Origin of the sequence: Mesorhizobium sp. M0496 (assembly GCF_040321205.1) — a bacterium.
Classification (GTDB): Bacteria; Pseudomonadota; Alphaproteobacteria; order Rhizobiales; family Rhizobiaceae; genus Mesorhizobium.
On sequence record NZ_JAMYRC010000051.1, the window covers coordinates 25,649 to 43,702 of the forward strand.

The 18,054-nt window shown below is 61.9% G+C and carries 19 protein-coding genes; 11 read left to right on the forward strand and 8 right to left on the reverse strand.

Annotated elements, in window-relative coordinates:
• Window positions 1-63: 63 nt before the first annotated feature.
• Entirely contained in the window at window positions 64-1,656 is a 1,593-nt protein-coding gene (locus tag NKI73_RS29180; RefSeq protein WP_352634951.1) for a peptide chain release factor 3, read from the reverse strand.
• Between the two features lie 234 nt (window positions 1,657-1,890).
• On the opposite strand from NKI73_RS29180, the gene NKI73_RS29185 reads away from it, so the two are divergent.
• The gene (locus NKI73_RS29185) at window positions 1,891-2,964 is read left to right on the forward strand and encodes an NAD(P)/FAD-dependent oxidoreductase (RefSeq protein WP_352634953.1); all 1,074 of its coding nucleotides are present in this window, start codon (window positions 1,891-1,893) and stop codon (window positions 2,962-2,964) included.
• Window positions 2,965-3,033: 69 nt separating this feature from the next.
• On the opposite strand, the gene NKI73_RS29190 is transcribed toward NKI73_RS29185, so the two are convergent.
• Window positions 3,034-3,309, reverse strand: a complete 276-nt coding sequence (locus NKI73_RS29190; protein WP_352634955.1) for a hypothetical protein — start codon at window positions 3,307-3,309, stop codon at window positions 3,034-3,036.
• A gap of 631 nt (window positions 3,310-3,940) precedes the next feature.
• Here NKI73_RS29190 and NKI73_RS29195 point away from each other — a divergent pair.
• Complete coding sequence (locus tag NKI73_RS29195) at window positions 3,941-4,891, forward strand: hypothetical protein (RefSeq protein ID WP_352634956.1); 951 nt, start codon at window positions 3,941-3,943, stop codon at window positions 4,889-4,891.
• A gap of 52 nt (window positions 4,892-4,943) precedes the next feature.
• On the opposite strand, the gene NKI73_RS29200 is transcribed toward NKI73_RS29195, so the two are convergent.
• Complete coding sequence (locus NKI73_RS29200; RefSeq protein ID WP_352634958.1) at window positions 4,944-5,744, reverse strand: class II glutamine amidotransferase; 801 nt, start codon at window positions 5,742-5,744, stop codon at window positions 4,944-4,946.
• Window positions 5,745-5,759: 15 nt separating this feature from the next.
• Window positions 5,760-6,008 carry a DUF6356 family protein gene (locus NKI73_RS29205; RefSeq protein WP_352634960.1) on the reverse strand — a complete coding sequence of 83 codons (249 nt, stop codon included), beginning with the start codon at window positions 6,006-6,008 and terminating at the stop codon, window positions 5,760-5,762.
• A gap of 114 nt (window positions 6,009-6,122) precedes the next feature.
• On the opposite strand from NKI73_RS29205, the gene NKI73_RS29210 reads away from it, so the two are divergent.
• The 6 genes from NKI73_RS29210 (at window position 6,123) to NKI73_RS29235 (ending at window position 10,633) form a co-directional block, all read left to right on the forward strand.
• A complete protein-coding gene (locus NKI73_RS29210) occupies window positions 6,123-6,593 on the forward strand; it encodes an Lrp/AsnC family transcriptional regulator (protein WP_352634962.1) in 471 nt (156 codons plus the stop codon).
• 78 nt (window positions 6,594-6,671) lie between these two features.
• Window positions 6,672-7,157, forward strand: coding sequence for a dUTP diphosphatase (dut, locus tag NKI73_RS29215; protein WP_127289994.1), 486 nt, complete (start codon window positions 6,672-6,674; stop codon window positions 7,155-7,157).
• Window positions 7,157-7,816, forward strand: coding sequence for an HAD family hydrolase (locus NKI73_RS29220; RefSeq protein WP_352634964.1), 660 nt, complete (start codon window positions 7,157-7,159; stop codon window positions 7,814-7,816). The genes dut and NKI73_RS29220 overlap by 1 nt, the downstream gene beginning before the upstream one ends.
• 69 nt (window positions 7,817-7,885) lie before the next feature.
• A complete protein-coding gene (locus NKI73_RS29225; RefSeq protein ID WP_352634966.1) occupies window positions 7,886-8,740 on the forward strand; it encodes a hypothetical protein in 855 nt (284 codons plus the stop codon).
• Window positions 8,741-8,816: 76 nt separating this feature from the next.
• On the forward strand, window positions 8,817-9,620 hold the full coding sequence (locus NKI73_RS29230; protein ID WP_352634968.1) for an isocitrate lyase/PEP mutase family protein: 804 nt from the start codon (window positions 8,817-8,819) through the stop codon (window positions 9,618-9,620).
• Between the two features lie 14 nt (window positions 9,621-9,634).
• Window positions 9,635-10,633 (forward strand): proline racemase family protein, encoded by a 999-nt coding sequence (locus NKI73_RS29235; protein ID WP_352634971.1) that lies wholly within the window; start codon window positions 9,635-9,637, stop codon window positions 10,631-10,633.
• On the opposite strand, the gene NKI73_RS29240 is transcribed toward NKI73_RS29235, so the two are convergent.
• On the reverse strand, window positions 10,630-11,346 hold the full coding sequence (locus NKI73_RS29240) for a sulfate transporter family protein (RefSeq protein WP_352634974.1): 717 nt from the start codon (window positions 11,344-11,346) through the stop codon (window positions 10,630-10,632). The two genes, NKI73_RS29235 and NKI73_RS29240, sit on opposite strands and share 4 nt — an antisense overlap.
• A 169-nt stretch (window positions 11,347-11,515) precedes the next feature.
• Complete coding sequence (locus NKI73_RS29245) at window positions 11,516-12,433, reverse strand: DMT family transporter (RefSeq protein WP_502905638.1); 918 nt, start codon at window positions 12,431-12,433, stop codon at window positions 11,516-11,518.
• Between the two features lie 237 nt (window positions 12,434-12,670).
• Between NKI73_RS29245 and NKI73_RS29250 the strand changes: the two genes are divergently transcribed.
• Window positions 12,671-13,663 (forward strand): adenosine kinase, encoded by a 993-nt coding sequence (locus NKI73_RS29250; RefSeq protein ID WP_352634975.1) that lies wholly within the window; start codon window positions 12,671-12,673, stop codon window positions 13,661-13,663.
• Window positions 13,664-14,017: 354 nt separating this feature from the next.
• Complete coding sequence (locus NKI73_RS29255) at window positions 14,018-14,719, forward strand: antitoxin Xre/MbcA/ParS-like domain-containing protein (protein ID WP_352634977.1); 702 nt, start codon at window positions 14,018-14,020, stop codon at window positions 14,717-14,719.
• 28 nt (window positions 14,720-14,747) lie between these two features.
• Here the strand turns inward: NKI73_RS29255 and NKI73_RS29260 are convergent, their stop codons facing one another.
• Window positions 14,748-15,839 (reverse strand): GGDEF domain-containing protein, encoded by a 1,092-nt coding sequence (locus tag NKI73_RS29260; RefSeq protein ID WP_352634979.1) that lies wholly within the window; start codon window positions 15,837-15,839, stop codon window positions 14,748-14,750.
• Between the two features lie 440 nt (window positions 15,840-16,279).
• On the opposite strand from NKI73_RS29260, the gene NKI73_RS29265 reads away from it, so the two are divergent.
• Window positions 16,280-17,686: a hypothetical protein gene (locus NKI73_RS29265; protein ID WP_352634981.1), complete on the forward strand. Its 1,407-nt coding sequence runs from the start codon at window positions 16,280-16,282 to the stop codon at window positions 17,684-17,686.
• Here NKI73_RS29265 and NKI73_RS29270 read toward each other — a convergent pair.
• A partial coding sequence (locus tag NKI73_RS29270; protein ID WP_352634983.1) for an integrase core domain-containing protein occupies window positions 17,651-18,054 on the reverse strand: 404 nt, incomplete at its 5' end. The two genes, NKI73_RS29265 and NKI73_RS29270, sit on opposite strands and share 36 nt — an antisense overlap.

The window sequence follows — 18,054 nt, forward strand, 5'->3', positions numbered from 1 at the left end:
TGCCCCTTATCCGCCCTTCGGGCACCTTCTCCCCGTAAACGGGGGAGAAGGAAGAGCTGCCGCTCATGCCGCCTTGTCGCGGACCTGATAGTCCTTGATCGTGGCGAAGCGGATCGCCTTCCAGCGTTCCGCTTCGTAGTTCAGCGAAAAGGCGTGCTGGGCCAGAAACACCGGATCGTTGTCAAGATCGCGGGCGATGTCACCGCGATGCGCCTCGATGAAGCGGTGAACCTCGGCCTTGTCGTCGGCCGAGATCCAGCGGCAGACCGAAAACCGCGACATCTCGAACTCGACCGGAAGCGTGTATTCGAAGTTCAGCCGTTCCTTCAGCACGTCGAGCTGCAGCGCACCGACAACGCCGACGATGGCCGGCGAGCCATCCTCCGGCGAGAACAGCTGCACGACGCCCTCCTCGGCCATCTGTTGCAGCGCTTCCTTGAGCTTCTTGGCCTTCATTGCGTCGCCAAGGCGGACGCGGCGCAGGATTTCGGGCGCGAAGTTCGGCACACCGCGGAACAGGATCTCCTCACCCTCGGTCAGCGTGTCGCCGATGCGCAGCGTGCCGTGGTTGGGAATACCGACGACATCGCCGGCAAAGGCTTCGTCCGCGGTGACGCGGGTGCGCGCAAAGAAGAATTGCGGTGCCGACAGCGACATCGGCTTTCCCGTGCGCACCAGCTTTGCCTTCATGCCGCGCTCGAGCTTGCCCGAGCAGACGCGGACGAAGGCGATACGGTCGCGGTGGTTGGGGTCCATGTTGGCCTGGATCTTGAAGACGAAGGACGTCATCTTCTCTTCGGTCGCCTCGACCTTGCGGGTGTCGGCCTCCTGCGCGCGCGGCGGGGGCCCAAACGCGCCAAGCGCCTCGATCAGGTCGCGGACGCCATAATTGCGCAGCGCAGAACCGAAATAGACCGGCGTCAGATGACCTTCCCGGAACGAGTCAATATCAAGAGGTCGGCAAGCCTCCCGCGCGAGCTCCAGCTCCTCGATAAAGGCCTCACGCTCGTTTTCCGGCAGCAGCCCGGCAACGCGGTTGGAATCGGGACCGTTGACCGGTGTGCGTTCCTTCTCGTCGTCGCCTTTGCGTACCGCGTTCAGCGCCAGATGATAGGTGCCGGAAAAGGTTCTTCCCCGACCAATCGGCCATGTGATGGGCGCGGTATCCAGCGCCAGCTTCTGCTCGATCTCGTCGAGGATCTCGAACGGATCGCGGCTTTCGCGGTCCATCTTGTTGACGAACGTGATGATCGGGATGTCACGCAGCCGGCAGACCTCGAACAGTTTCAGCGTGCGCGGCTCGATGCCCTTGGCGGCGTCGATGACCATCACGGCCGAGTCGACCGCCGACAGCGTGCGGTAGGTGTCGTCGGCGAAATCCTCGTGGCCGGGCGTGTCGAGCAGGTTGAAGACAGTGTCCTCATACTCGAAGGTCATCACCGAGGTGACGACCGAAATACCGCGCTCGCGCTCGATCTTCATCCAGTCGGACCGCGTCTGGATTTTGTCCTTCTTGGCCTTGACTTCGCCGGCAAGCTGAATGGCGCCACCGAACAGCAGCAGCTTTTCGGTGAGCGTCGTCTTGCCGGCGTCGGGGTGCGCTATGATCGCGAAGGTGCGGCGGCGCGCCACTTCTTCTTCTATTGCTTCGGGCATTCTCTGGGATTTCCGTGTGACAGGCCGGGCTTCTAGCAGCGCAGTGCCGGGCTGTCGACCGGTCCGGCGGGGATGCTGCTGGTTGCCACCTCTCGGTCAGAGCATGCAGCTCCGTCATGCTGTGGCTCAGGCCAGCGCATTGCGGCATATTTTGCGCTGCTCGATGTTGGCAAACGGCTGCCAGGATGGCAGTTGGATGAACATCCCTCCGGATGACGAGGCAGAGGAGCGAGCATGAGCAACGGGAAACAAGTGATCGTCATCGGTGCCGGCATCATCGGCGCCTCCATCGCCTGGCATCTGAGCAAAGCGGGCGCGCAGGTGACGGTCGTTGCCGACAGCGCCGCCGGCGGGGTCGCAACGCCCAATTCCTTTGCCTGGATCAATGCCAGCTGGGGCAATCCGGAGCCGTATTTCCGACTGCGCACCCGCGCGATGGCCGAATGGACGCGGCTGGCGCAGGATCTGCCCGGCCTCCCGCTCAGCTGGTGTGGCGGCCTGTGCTGGGATTTGGCGGCGGCCGACATGGAAACCTACGCCACAGAGCATTCCGTCTGGGGCTACGGCATCGAACGAGTCGACCGCGCCGGTGCCGCGCGCATCGAGCCCAATCTCGCCGAGCTTCCCGACTTTGCCCTGCATGTGCCTGAGGAAGGTGTCGCCGAACCGGTGGCTGCTACCCGTGCCCTTTTGGCAGACGCGGAGCGACATGGCGCACGCATCATCTCCAGCACGGTCACGGCGCTGGTCCAGGCCGGTGGCAAGATCACCGGTGTCGACACATCGCATGGCCTGATTGCATCAAACGAAGTGGTGATCGCGGCCGGCGTTGGCTCACCGGATATCGCCGCGACTGCCGGGATTAATCTGCCGATCGAAACACCGCCCGGCCTGATCGTCCATTCAAGGCCTTACAAAAAGCTGCTCAACGGGCTGGTGCTGGCCGAGCGGCTGCATATGCGCCAGACGGCCGAGGGTCGCATCATCGCCGGCTCGGATTTCGGCGGCGCCGACCCTGGCATGAATGCAGAAGCCACCGCCCACGCGCTGTTTGCGGCGATGAAAGCCATGCTGCGCGGCAGCGAGGGACTGGAACTCGATTTCCACACGGTCGGCTACCGGCCGACGCCGATCGACGGCTTTCCGATCATCGGCCGCGTCGAGGGCATGGACGGTGTCTATGTCGCGGTCATGCATTCGGGCATCACGCTGGCGCCGGCCGTCGGCCTGTTCGCCGCGCGGGAGATACTTGAGGGCGAGCGCGACCCGCTTTTGGCGCCTTATGGATTGGGACGCTTCGCTCAATAGCCCAGCGGACGACGAAAGCCAGCGGTCAATGGCCGCGGGTCATCGATCCGACGCCGGCAAGCAACCGGCCTAGTGGAAATTGAGATATAGCGCCGGCGGGTACTGCATCCCGTCGATGGCTGGCGCCTTTGCATCCGCGGCAGGTTTAATCCCGCCTGTCGATGCGTTGTCGAGCGGCGGCCGGGTCGCCTGCGCCTTGGCGGCATTGTCCGGCGTCACCACGACTTTCTTCTTCGCCTCCGCTACCTGCGACAAGGCAAGCAGCACAAGCAACGCGGACAGAACGAGTCTCATGACGATTTCCTCTCTGGCTCCAAAGCGCTCCGCATTTTCTGGATCACCCATGCGTCGCGCCCAAGTTCTAGTCTCATGCACTCAAAACCGCCGCACGACCTTGCGCGGCTTGGCGCCTTACTGTCTGAAACCGGACTGATCGAGCAAGGCGACCTGCTTGCCATCGATGTAGAAGCGTATGGCGTGCGCCTCATTGTCGACGTCGATGCGCGTCGGATTTGCGGCGAGTGCCACCGGTGCGGTCTTGATATATTTCGAGGGAATTCACCGGCCGGCGCGTATCGAAAGAGCAGCGCCAACGCGATACAGCCAGCAGTAAATACAATGAACGTCAGTCTGGAAGAGGCGTTCGAGGTCATCCGGTCGTTCCTTCAGGTTGAGGTGGCATTACGGTTCGGTTGCTAGCAGGCTCCTTTAGCCCAGTTCGGCCGTTGCTCGATTGGAGCGAGTCACTGCTCTGCGAAGAAAGGGACGTGCTCAGCTCACGTTCAGCACGTTCTCGCGGATGATATGCCCCTTGCCCTCTACGAGCTTAGCGCCGGCCCGCGACCCGAAAAGGCAGCACGTATGGAATACCGTGGAATTCTCTGGAATTCCTGGAATATTAGCTGATGGAAATATAACAATGGGAGGATGGGTGACGGGGTGTTATGGCAGACAGCGAGCAGCAAGAGGCAGCCGTATGGCACAACACATTGCGCAGAAATTGCGGCTGACCTCGGCGTTACTGGGGACCGTCACCCGCAAGGATCTGGCGGCGGCGTTCCGAGCCGTTAATCCGAAGACCGCGTTCGATCTCGGCCGCGCCGACAAATGGCTGCAGGGCCGCGCCCAGCCGCGCGAGCACAGTGTCTATGATGATTGGGCGAAGCTGCTTCGCTTGGAGCAGCCAGGCGCATGGATCGCCGACTGCGACCTGCCGCACTTCACCGCCGCCATCGCGGCCCGCCATGGCGTCGACAGCGCAGTGCTCGAACGCCGCGCCGGCACTCAATTCGACACCTCCACCGGCCATGATGAGCGCAGCCTCGTCTTCGCGCTGACCGGTACCTATGCATGCTATTCGCGCGCCTGGTCGCCTTATTATCGCGGCCAGATCATCAAGGGCATCCTGTCGATCGAGACAGGGCCTGGTCTGCATGGCCTGACAGCCACTTATCGCGAAGCGTTGCCGACAGGCCAGTTGGTGCTTGGCGGCCCTGTCACGCCAGCCAAGCGCGCTCTTTACGTGCATCTGAAGGAAGCCGGCGGCGATGCCCAGTTCTTCATCAGCCTGCTGCCGCAGTCGCAGCCGGGAAGTGTGCTTGGCGGCTATATGTGCGGAACCGGTATTATCGGCCCAGAGGCCCTGCCGTCATTGACCAGGATCCTCATCGTACGTCTGCGCGATCCGGCGCCCGGCGCTACCTCGTGGGGCGGATACCTGCTGAGCGACCAGTCGATATCAGAGGATTTGGGATCGCTCGGCATATCCATCGAGCAACCGGAGCAGGTCGACCGACAGCTCATACGGTTCCTCATGGGAGGCAGCGATGGCGGTGTCCACCAGGTCCCGCCAGCCGAGTTCCGCGCCATTCTCGATGTCTTCGACCGCCATTGGCTGAGACATTCCAGCGTGCCGGAAAGCTTCTGAAGGTGATAGCCAGGGCGAGGCCCGCGACGGTGCCGTGATTTGTGATTTGCGATTAGACGACCAGCGCCAGCTTTGCAGTAGCCGGTGCAAACGGGCGAATGGCCATGCCATCGCCGGTGATCGTGACAAAACTCGATGGCGGGATCGCCTGCCAATCGCCGCCCTCGCGATCGAACGGCTCGGAAACGATGCAGCGGCCGCCGCCTTTGCGGAAGGTCGAGGTGTAGAGCGTCGGCGCGTGGGCGTCGGTGGCATAGCGCACCGCATGCAGCGCCTGTCCATCCGAGAAGGCGGCGGTGAGTTTCAGCGCCGGCTCTAGGCCGGCGCGGCACGAGACTTCAATCACGCGGCTGGTGGCACGGGAGACGGCGCCCTGCGGATCGGTGGCCAACCCCTCGTCGATCATCAGGAGAAAGAACAATTCGGAATCGGTGGTGCCTTCGCGCTGGTCGAAAACGGCGTCGGACAGCGAGTTCTCCAGCGCGCGGCGGATTTTTTCGAAGCCGCCGATCTGGCCGTTGTGCATGAACGACCAGGAGCTGGAGATGAACGGATGGCAGTTCATGCGGCTGGTGGCGCCACCGGTGGACGCCCGCACATGGGCGAGGAACAGGCCGGATTTGATCTGCCGGCACAGGCTCTTCAGATTGGGATCCGACCAGGCCGGCAGGATGTCGCGGTAGAGACCCGGCTCCGGGCGGTCGCCATACCAGGCAAGGCCGAAGCCGTCGCCATTGGTCGGTGATTTCGCTTCCTGGGCGCAATGGCTCTGGGCAATCAGCGAGTGACAGGGCGCGGTGAGGATGTCTTCGAGAAAGACTGCTTCACCGAGGTAGGCCGCCCACCGGCACATCGCTTCTGTCGCCCTCTAGGCGCGATCCATAAGAGCCGCAGGCTCCTTGGTCGCGTGCGTGCCTCTGTTTTGCGTCCGCTCATAAAGCTCGCGAACGATTCGGCTGGCGGTAGTCTCAAACAGAAATGGCAAGAAAGCGTGAACGAGCGCGGCGCCCGCCGCCATCAGCAGCCGCGACGAGAACCAGGCGGCAAAACCCATGTGACCGAGATAGGTTTCGCCGACCTTGGCCGGATGAGAGGTGAAAATCCTTGCGACCGACATGCTGGTTCCCCTTCAGTGTTCGAGTTCCTGATATGAGTATCCTGACATGCTTCGCCGGTTCATCGGTCTCAAAATGTCCTTGTATTTGGCCTACTCATGGGACAAACATCCCACATGGCGCAGGAAATCGACGAAATCGATCGAAGATTGCTGACTGAATTGCAACGCGACGGCACGCTGTCAGTCGACCAGCTGTCGGAACGGGTGTCGCTGTCGCGCAATGCCTGCTGGCGCCGGGTGAAGCGGCTGGAGGAGGATGGCGTCATCACCGGCCGCGTGGCGCTGGTCGATGCTGAAAAGCTCGGGCTTGGCCTTTCCGTCTTCATCCTGATCCGCACGTCCAACCACGACCCGGAGTGGCTGCAGAAATTCCGGGCGGCGGTGACCGGCTTTCCCGAGATCACCGGCGTCTACCGCATGTCCGGCGACCTCGATTATGTCTTGCGCGCCCGCGTCGCCGACGTGAAGGCGTACGACCGGCTCTACCAGCGGCTGATCGCCAAGGTAGCGCTGTCTGATGTCTCCGCTTCCTTCGTGATGGAGGAAATCAAGGAGACGACCGTCGTTCCGATGGCCAGGTCATAGTGATGCCTGAAAGAAAGACGTTGATAGCATTGCGGTCGAGTTGACCGAATCGCCGTTCGCGCCGATAGGATCGATTTTATGCGCGCAGCCCTCCAAACTCCCTCCGTCATCGGTCCCACCGTCGGCTTCGTCAGGTTGCCGCATGCTGAGGGACTCCCGCTTCCCGCCTATGAAAGCACCGGCGCGGCCGGCATGGATCTGCGCGCCGCGGTGCCCGACGACCGGCCGCTGCTGATCCTGCCTGGCAAACGCGCTTTGGTGCCGACCGGGCTGATCCTGGAGATTCCGGAAGGCATGGAAGGCCAGGTCCGGCCGCGCTCCGGACTTGCTTTCAAACATGGCCTGACCGTGCTCAACACGCCCGGCACCATCGACAGTGACTATCGCGGCGAGGTGAAGGTGCTGCTGATCAATCTCGGCGACGAGGATTTCGCGGTGACGCGCGGCATGCGCATCGCCCAGATCGTCTTCGCGGCGGTGACGCAGGCAGCCGTGGAAGAGCGCACACTTGCCGGCGGAACGGCGCGTGGCTCCGGTGGGTTCGGATCGACCGGCACCGCCTGATGCGAATTCCTAAACTTGTCATCTTCGACTGCGACGGGATCCTGGTCGATACAGAGAACCTGGCCAATCGGCGCCTCGCCGAATGGCTGAGCGCTGCCGGTTATCCGACGAGCTTCGAATATTGCCGCAAGCATTTCTCCGGCCGCAGCATGGCTTCGGTGCAGAAACAGATCGAAGAGGAAACCAGCGTCAGACTCGGCGCCGATTTCGTCGATCGCTGGAATGCCGGCCTGCCTGACCTGTTCGCCCATGGCGTCGAGGCAATCCCTTACGTCCGCGAGTTTGTCGAAGCCGTGCGTTCAGCCGGCATCGCCTATTGCGTCGCCACTTCGGCCAGGGTGTCGAAGATGCACATCACGCTCGGCCAGACCGGGCTGTTGCCGTTGTTCGAGCACGCGATGTTTTCCTCGACCATGGTCGCGCGCGGCAAACCGTTCCCCGACCTGTTCCTGCATGCGGCCAAGACCATGGGCTTCGCGCCCGCCGACTGCATCGTCATCGAAGACAGCGTCGCCGGCACGCAAGCCGGCATTGCCGCCGGCATGCGGGTGTTTTCCTATCATGGCGACCCCTATTCCGACCGCGACGGCCTGATCCAGGCCGGCGGCATCCTGTTCGACGACATGCGCGAACTGGCCGGGCTGGTGCCGATCCACTGACCTGATCTCAGCCCACGGCTGTGCGCCTCGATTGTCCGTGCTAGCTTGGCCGCCAACTTGAGGCCGCGCATGAAACCCACCCTGCTTCGCTTCGTCCTCGCCCTGATGCTGCTGCCGTTCCTGTGGACCGCGGCCGGCGCGCAGGCCGTCGGCTTCCCGGAACTCGGCAGCGCGCTGCCGGGCCGCAAGGATGTCACCTATCTCGATCTGGCGAGGATGGTTATCCCAGATCTCGCCGCAGACAAGGACGGCTTCTACAAGGGCGGGCTGCCGATCGAGATGCGTCATATCGAGGGGCCGGACAGCGGCGGCTCGCCGCCTGAGACGTCGGGCTTTTCCAATGCCGCGGTGCTTGCCATCAAGGCCAGCGGCAAGGATCGGCTGACCATGCTGTTCGATCTTGGGGATTCCCCCGACAGCGCCGAGGGCTATGCGGTGCTGGCGCTCTACGACATTGCGGCCAAACCAAAACTGCTCGACGCCGTCAATGTCGCGCTCGATCGTGGCACCTATTTCCGCGAACCAGGCAAGCTTTCCGTCGGTGCCAACGATGACGTCCTCGTCACCATGAGCGCGCATTTCAATTCGAGCCAGAACTATGTGATCACGCCGCTGATCATGGTCCGCGACGAAAAATTCGAACTGATCGACATGATCTATACGTTCGATGAGAACCTGTGCGCCTTCAGCCGCAAGCAGGACGTGGCTTTCGAGATCGTCGCCGACGGCCAGCCTTATGCCGCCATCAAGGTGACCGTGACCGATGCCACGGTGCTGAGTGGCGAAAGCTGCGACGACGAACCGCCCAGGCCAGAGTCTCATGCGATTTCCGTCGCCTATCGGTGGGATAAGAAGACATCGCGCTACGCCAAGGATTCCGACGCGCTGGACAAATTGGCAGGAGAGAACGCCAAACGCTTCTGACCCAACCGCATTCGTTTGCCCGGCCAAATGAGGCAGGATAAAATCCGCTTAGCTACACCGCACAGGGGGAACTACCATGGACAAGGGCAAGATCTTTCGCGACCTGCATGCCTCGACCTTCGTCATGCCCAATCCCTGGGATATCGGCACGACGAAGCTGTTGGCTTCTTTCGGCTTCACGGCGCTGGCGACGACCAGCGCCGGCTTTGCCTTTTCGCGCGGCCTGCCGGATGGCACCGTGACCTTCGACCAGATGATCCACCATTGCCGCGAGGTGACGGCGGCGACCAGCCTGCCGGTCTCGGCCGATCTCGAGAAGGGCAAGGGCGACAGCCCGACCAGTGCCGCGGAAACCGTCTTCGCGGCGGAAGCGGCCGGCCTTGCCGGCTGCTCGATCGAGGACCACACCGGCGACCCGGACAAGCCGATCTATGATTTCTCGCACGCCGTCGAGCGCGTCGCGGCGGCCGTGGAGGCAGCTCGCGCGCTGAAGCGCGATTTCGTCTTCACCGCGCGCGCCGAGAATTTCTTGTGGGGCAAGTCCGACCTCGACGACACCATCAAGCGGCTGCAGGCTTTCGAGAAGGCCGGCGCCGATGTGCTCTATGCGCCGGGCATCGGCGACGTCGAGATGGTGCGTGCGATCTGCTCGGCGGTCGGCAAGCCGGTCAACGTCATGGCGAGGCCCGGCTTTACCATCGCCGATCTCGCCATGGCCGGCGTCAAGCGCATCTCGCTCGGGCCGTGGCTGACCAATTTCGCCTATGGCATGCTGGAGACAGCGGCGCGCGAAATCCAGCAGGACGGCACCTTCGGCTTCACCCGCGCCGCCATGCCGTTCGGCAAATTGCAGGCGCTGTTCGGCAAACCTTCAGCTTAGATAAGGCCCATCGCATGACGCTGACCGTCGTCGATATGCATACCGGCGGCGAGCCGGTCAGGATCGTCACCGGCGGCTATCCGGACATCCCGAGAGGCACGATCCTGGAAAAGCGCGCCTATGTGCGCGACCATCTCGATCATCTCAGGAAAATCCTGATGTTCGAGCCGCGCGGCCATTACGACATGTATGGTGCCTTGCTGCTCGAGCCGGACCTGCCCGGCGCCGACCTGGCCGTGCTGTTCATGCACAATGAAGGCTATTCGACCATGTGCGGCCACGCCGTCGTCGCGCTCGGCCGCTACGCCGTCGACGAAGGACTGGTGACGAAACGCGAGCCGGTGACGACCGTCAACATCGAGGCGCCGTGCGGGCTGGTCATCGCCTCGGTCGAGGTCAGGGACGGCAAGGCCGGCGCGGTGTCGTTCGAAAGCGTGCCGGCGTTCCTGTTCGCGGGCGACCAGACGATAGAGCTTGCGGGCCATGGCACGATCGGCTTCGACGTCGCCTATGGCGGCGCTTTCTACGCGCTTGCCGATTGTTACCAATTCGGGCTCGAATTCGGCCGCGACCGGGTACGCGATTTCGTCGATGCGGCAACGGCGCTGACGAACCGGCTCAAGGCCGAATTCCCACTGTCGCATCCCGAACACGCCGACCTCGCCTTCCTCTACGGCACCATCCTGACCGACGGAAAGGATGCCTTTTCCAGCGAGGTGACCAAAAACGTCTGTGTCTTCGCCGAAGCCGAAGTCGACCGCTCGCCGACCGGCTCCGGCGTCACCGCAAGGCTGGCGGCCATGCATGACAGGGGCGAGATCGCGATCGGGCAGACGCGCATGTTCGAGAGCATCGCCGGCTCGCGTTTTTCCGGGGCCGTGGTGCGGACGGCGACGGCTGGCCCGCACGATGCGATCATCGCCCGCGTCGGCGGTCGCGCCTATTATTCCGGGCGGGCTGAGTTCATCGTCGAGCCCGACGACGAACTGGGACGCGGATTTCTCCTGCGTTAAGTGCGCCTATATCCGGATCGAGCCACTTCCCGCACCGAAATCGCCTTGTGCAGATGCACCATCATGGCGGCAGCGAAGAGCGGCGTCACCAGGTTGAGCAACGGCACGGCGAGGAAGGCAGCGATTACCAGTCCGGCGAGAAACACGGTGCCGGCATAGTGCCGGCGCAAGGCCCTGGCCTCTTCTTCCCCGCGAAAGCGCATGGCGGCGAATTCGAAGAACTCGCGTCCGAGCAGATAGCCGTTGACGATGAAGAAAGCGGCGATGTTGACGCCCGGCACCAGCAGAAGCAGCACGGCGACGATGTTGCCAAGAATGACAACGCCGAGGAATCGCATCGACAGCACCAGCGAGCGCAGCGCCGGCATGGCGCGGCCGGGCGGATCGTCGGGATAGTCGGTGCGCTCGACCACTTCGGCGATATCGTCGAGGAACAGGCCGGCGACAACAGCCGTCACCGGCGCGATGAGCAACGCCATCCCGAAGGCGAGCGCGATGGCTGCGATGATGCCGCCCAGCCAGCCGGCCCAGGACGGCATGCCGGGCAACAGCGTCTGCAGCCACGGCAGGGCCAGCCACTCGACAAGGCTGGTCAGGCCGAACCACAAGGCCACCAGCGCAAGCAAGGTCAGCCCGAGCGTCTTCACGAACACGGCACGAAACGGAGGCGAGAGCAGCTCAAGGGCCGCGGTGCGTGCTGCGTCGAAAATCACCGTGCTTCAGCCCCTCTAGCGGACGCCGCCGAGCGGCGGACGCTTCCGAGATAGGCAGCTTAGGTCGCGCGCACAAGCGGGCTGGTTCTTTTGCTTTGACGCAATTCCCAAGGGAAAGCGCTATGCGCTTTTCCCGGGAAAACCGCTTCACACTTTTCCTGGAATTGCTCTACCGCGCAAACGCCGGCTTTCGAACCGGTATGGTCATGGCAGCGACGCAGGCAATGACAAAACCCATGCCCAGCCATGCCGTTGAACCAAGGCTTTCGCCAAGGAAGACGGCGCCGATGCCGACGCCGATCGGCACGCGCAGATAGGCTTGCGAGGTGGTGCCGACCGAGCCCAGCGTGTGGATGAGGCGGAAATAGATGACGAAGGCCAGCGCCGTCGAAAACACCGACAGGCCGAGCAGCGCCAGGATCGACGCGGTCGACAGCGACAGCGTCCATGGCTGGTCGAACACAAGGCTGAGCGGCACGAGAATGACTGCGCCGCAGAGCATCGAGCCGGCGGCCGGCAGCATCGGGTCGAGGCTCTTGAAACCACGGCCGAAAATCGCCGCGCCGGCATAGCAGATTGTTGCGGCGACGATTGCCAACTGTGCCCACAGTTCATGACCGAGACCACCCAGCGCCTGCGTGCCGATGATGAGGCAGATACCGGCAATGCCGGCGCCGATGCCAATCAGTTTGCGCAACGTGACCGGCTCGTGGCGGGTGATGAGCGCGGTCAAGAGGAAGGTGAAGATCGGTGAGGTCGCGTTCAGGATGGTGGCGAGGCCGGCGTCGACCGAGCGTTCGGCGGCGGCGATCAGGGTGAACGGTATGACGCTGTTGAGGCAGGCCTGGAACGCAAAGCGGCGCCAGCTCGCCGCATCGCCCGGCATGGCGAGCCCGCGCCAGCGGATGATGGCGAACAGGATGCCACCCGCGATCAGGGTGCGGGCGGCAATCAAGGTGACCGGCGGGATCGTCTCGACGCCGATCTTGATGAAGGTGTAGGAGGCGCCCCAGAGCACCGCCAGCACGGCGGGCAGTGCCAGATCGGTGGTCATGTCGTTCCCTGTCGGCGTGTTCTTTGTCGGCATGGGCTGGCTCGCCTTAAAACGTGATCGTCTGAGCCAGGCTTTTAAGTGGTGTCGCGATGAAATGCTTCGGCCACGGTCGAATTGTCATAGCGCCTCGTTGCGGATGCGCTTTTGGCCTGTTCTGGCCTGATCCACCAAAGTTGTGGGTCGCGCTCTAGGCAAACCGGTTTCAAATCGCTAGACCCGCGCCCGGCCGACGTGGCAAGAAGCCGGCTCGGGTTTTTGGCGGAGATTTTGATGCCGGATTATGACGTGCTTTGCATCGGCAATGCCATTGTCGACATCATTGCCCAGTGCGACGAGGAGTTCCTCGAGACCAACGGCATCATCAAGGGCGCGATGAATCTCATCGACACGCAGCGCGCCGAATTGCTCTACAGCCGCATGGGCCCGGCGATCGAAGCGTCCGGCGGCAGTGCCGGCAACACGGCGGCCGGCGTCGCCAGCTTCGGCGGCCGCGCCGCCTTCTTCGGCAAGGTCTCCAGCGATGCGCTGGGCGAAATCTACGCCCACGACATCCATGCGCAGGGCGTCGCCTTCGACACCAGGCCGCTCAAGGGCGAGCCGCCGACGGCGCGCTCGATGATCTTCGTCACCCCCGACGGCGAACGCTCGATGAACACCTATCTCGGCGCCTGCGTCGAGCTTGGCCCTGAGGATGTCGAGGCCGACAAGGCGTCTGGCGCCAAGGTCACCTATTTCGAAGGCTATCTGTGGGACCCGCCGAGGGCCAAGGAAGCAATCCGGCAGACGGCGAAGCTGGCGCACGCGGCAGGCCGCGAAGTGTCGATGACACTGTCGGATTCGTTCTGCGTCGACCGCTACCGCGACGAGTTCCTCGACCTGATGCGTTCGGGCACGGTCGACATCGTCTTTGCCAACAGCCACGAGATCAAGTCGCTCTACCAGACATCGTCGTTCGACGAGGCGCTGGCGCAGATCCGCAAGGATTGCAGGATCGCCGCCGTGACGCGTTCGGAAAAGGGCTCGGTGATCGTACGCGGCGACGAGACCGTGGTCATCAAGGCGACCGCCATCAAGGAGCTGGTCGACACGACAGGCGCCGGCGATCTCTATGCCGCCGGCTTCCTGCATGGCTACACGCAAGGCCGCGACCTGCAGACCTGCGGCGACCTTGGCTCACTGGCGGCCGGACTGGTGATCCAGCAGATCGGCCCCAGGCCGCGGCAGAACTTGCGCCGCGAGGCCGAGCAGGCGGGATTGTTGTAGCCGACCGTCAAGCGGCGTCACAAGGACGTGGAGCTCGGGCGCAAACATCGCTGCGCAGCGATCTTTCGCGCCCCCCTCTGCCCTGCCGGGCATCTCCCCCACGAGGGGGGAGATCGGCAGCTTGGCCGTCCGTGCTTCTCACCGTCGCGCGGCTGTCACACATCGCACCTACACGCAATCGAGGCGCCCTGCGACTGACATTTCGGGGCGCTCGCAGTCAGTTGGGGGTGTCCAGAAATGCAAGACAGCAAGCTGTCGGGCCGCTGCATCTGTTGCCGCCGCGATTTCCCCTTTCTGCTCTAGAAGTTCAACAATCCGCCGCTGGGAGGAGCGCGCGGCCCGGAAGACAGATGCATGAACAAATTTCTGATCCAGGACATCAAGCAGGACGACTTCGCGGAGATGGTCGCGGAGGAGGTCGAACGCGCGCTTGCCCACTATGACGAGGCCATCAACAATCCCACCATGGTCTCGGTCGGCAAGATCGCCGGCAGCATAGCGTCCGCCGTCACCTTGCTGTCGCCGAAGCACCAGCGCGCCATCGACACCATCCATGCCGACCTGCCTGGCCTGGCCTCGAAATTCGTGCGCGCGCTGGCGGCCGAGGCCGCGCGCCGCAGCGAAGCCGGTATCGCTGGCGCGACAAATCCGACGACCACCCTGTTGGCCGATGCCGAGCCCCCTTCGCTCCCCAAATCCGACGATCTCGAATCGATGCTGATCGAGGATTGGGCGGGCCGCGTCGCCGGATCGACCTATCTGGAAGAAAACCTGCGCATCGCCCGCTCGACTCTGCATCGCTGGCAAAGGCGGGGCGAGGTCATCGCCTTGCGCAAGGGCGGCCGCAAGCATGTCTTCCCGCTGGCGCAGTTCGTCGACGGCAGGCCGGTCGCGGGCATCCCTGGGGTGCTGTCCCAGATCAGCAATCCGAGGCTGGCCTGGCTGTGGCTGACGCGCCCCTCGGCGCAGCTTGACGGCCGCGTTCCCATCGACCTGCTACGGCACGATCAGGTCGATGAAGTCGTCGAAGCCGCACGCGTGTTCGCGCCTGCTTGATGGGCTTTGGTGCAGATCCCTGATAGCGCTAGGCGGTCTTGCGAATCGGGTGGCGAGGACCGGACGATGCCTGTTGCGGCGCCATTTCCTTCGCGGTGACCAACCGGTTGCGGCCACTCTTTTTTCCGATGTACATCAGCCGGTCGGCGAGTGCGATCAGCGCTTCGGAATCGGCGGCTTCCGCCGGATACATGGCCACGCCAACGGTGCAGCCGACCTGGATCTCGCCATTCGGCGTAGGAACCTTGATCCGCAACCTTTCCAGGATGCGTTCGGCGACGCGCACAGCCTTCTGCTGCGCCAGACCGGAGTCGCCCGAGAACAAGAAGGCGAACTCGTCACCGCCAAGCCGGGCGACGAAATCGGCGCTGCGCAGAATCGAGCGAAGCTGGCTCGAGACGCGCTGCAGCAGCGCATCGCCGGCCTCGTGGCCGAGCGTGTCGTTGACTTCCTTGAACCGGTCGAGGTCGATGAACAGAAGTCCGGCCGCCTCGCCGGTGGCGCCGCAGCGGGCGACCACCGATTTGAGTTCGTTGTGGAAGGCACGCCGGTTGGGCAGGTCCGTCAACAGATCGTGGTTGGCCGAATGGTCGCTCTGCAGCTTCGCCAGCTCGATCTCGCGCTTTTGCGCGGACAGTTCCTCGTTGGCGGTCTTCAGATCCAGCAGCAGCTGCGAATTGAGGTCCTCGACAACCTTGCGGTCGCTGATGTCGACGACGAAGCCCTCCAGGAATTCGAGTTCGCCGGTATCATCCCAGACACCGCCGCCGATCTCGCGGACCCAGAGCGGTTCGCCGACCTGCGGCACGATGCGGTAGTCGACGTTCCAGTTGCAGCGCGCCTCGAGCGCGGTGTCGACGGCGGCATAGACGGCGGCGAGATCATCCGGGTGGATGGCCGAGACATAGTCGCGCACCGCGTTGTGAATGAAATCGCTCGGCCGATAACCGCTGACGGTGAGTATGCCGTCGCTGATATAGAGCATGGTGTAGGACGCATCGTTGCGGCAGCGGTAGAGATAGCCGTCCATCCGGCCGGTAATGCTGAGCAGCGCATCCAGGCGCTCGTCGTGATAGGCTCCCTGGCCGACCACGGATGCTGGAATCGTATCGCGCTTCACGGCTGCAAATCCATGACGGTCACCACCCCAGTCTGTCCAAAATGCCGCTCTGGCACATCGACGACAGCTCCCTGGTATAACCACCGAATATTATCAATATCTTATGGATTCCGGTGATTTGCCCGTAAAATTGGCCTGAACCGCAGGATACAGGCCGAACGCGAAATCCGACCGATCTCTTGCTATCGGCGCTGGCGGTGCGCGCGAGCCCATCAATGGTGGCCGCGAGGCACTGGTCATGGCGCGGGACCTGCTGGCCAGCGGGCGGCCGGAATCAGGTGGTCTTGGGAGTGCCTGTTGGCGGAGATTGCCTAGCAAAAGCGGGTGATGGGGCGGGTTGAAGTCGATCACATATCGATCGAGCCACTCGCTAGTTGCTGACCTTAGTGACTTGCATCAAATGCGCAGTCCGTAGATGCTGACTCGATGGGGGATTCGATATGGATAAGTCATGGGACAAATTTGAGGATAAGGTTCGCGGTCTTGCCCAGCACATCTGGGGAAAGCCTTGCTTGCCGACCAAGATTGGAGGCGTAAACATCGATGGCGCAATTGCTATCGATTCAGAAGTCAGTATTCACATAGAAATCACAGAAGATCGAACACTATCCAAGGTTCGAACGGATATTACTAAGCTTATAACAGCTAAGGCTGATTCTTTTTCACGTGGCATCCTTGCGAAGTCATTCTGCGTTGTTAATGGACCGATTACCAACAGCATGAAGGAAGCTGGCGTTTCTCATCACATTCAAGTTCTTTCAATTGCCGAATTTTCCCGTTTATTTTTCGACTTCGATCGTTACAGCGTGGCTCGCCAGAGTGCACCATTTGGAAGTTCTGTTGACCCACTTACTGGTGAAAGTGACGAGACGGCTTACGTACCAGTTCGCTATAAGATAGACGGACGCGTTTCCGACGTTACCTCTCATGAGATCGCTCGATGGTTGAAAGACGGATCGAGAATCATTCTTCTCGGAGAATATGGAAGCGGAAAGAGCCGCTGCATTAGAGAGGTGTTCCGACTTCTCAGCACGAATGCCGTCGAAACGCTGGGGTACCCTGTCGCAATCAATTTGCGGCAATCTTGGGGACTCAGTCGAAGCAGTGAATTGCTACGGCGGCATCTTCAAGATCTAGGCCTGGATGACCTTGAAGGCGCTGCAATCCGTGCGTTTAAGAGCGGCTCCGTCGCACTTATGCTTGACGGTTTTGACGAAGTAGGATCACAGGCTTGGAGCAATGATGGACAAAAGCTAAAGATTATTCGAGCAAAATCCTTGCAGGGTGTAAAAGATATAATTTCTGAATCTAAAGGTGGTGTTCTCATAACTGGCAGAGAACACTATTTTCCGAATAGCGCCGAGATGTTTTCTGCTCTTGGATTGGACCCAAAGAAAACTATCGTAGCTAGATCGAAAAACGAATTTAGCGATACTGAACTTCTGGAATATTTCGGACAACTTGATATTGAAGTTGACATTCCAAGCTGGTTGCCTCGGCGACCTCTAATATGCCAAACCATCGCCAATCTCGACACAGAGACATTCAATACGATGTTTGGCAGTGAAGGGAACGAGGTTGATTTCTGGAATCACTTTATCCGGGTGATTTGTGAACGTGATGCACGGATACACGTATCTTTCGACCCTGACACCATTTTCGCCATTTTCGTTCAACTTGCTCGGCTCACACGATCGAAGGCCGCAAACGTTGGTCCTATATCGCTAAATGAGCTTCAAAGTGCATTCGAAGCCGCAACCGGCGCCGCCCCAATTGAGGAAGCGTCTTTAATGCTGCAACGATTACCTAGCCTAGGTGTGGAGCCTCAACAGGTTGTCCTCGGTTAAGGCGAGGCGACTGATAGGTGGTTTGGACTTCAGGCTGCCGTGAGGTCGATGCCAATTGTATCGGTGCAGCCAGACAGGCAGTTCGGCGGCGCGGTGGTCTGAAGTCGGATAGGCAATGGCGTAGGCCCATTCTCGCAGTGCCGTCTGGATGAAGCGCTCTGCCTTGCCGTTGGTCTTGGGCGTATAGGGCCTTGTCCTGACATGCTTGAGGCCGAGATCGCGGCAGGCCTTGGCGAAGGCCTTGGATCTGTAGCAGGAGCCGTTGTCGGTCATGACGCGGGCTATCGCGACGCCGAGGCTGGCGTAGTAGGCAACCGCCGCCTTGAGGAAGGCGATGGCGCTTTCTTTTTTCTCGTCGGGCAGTATCT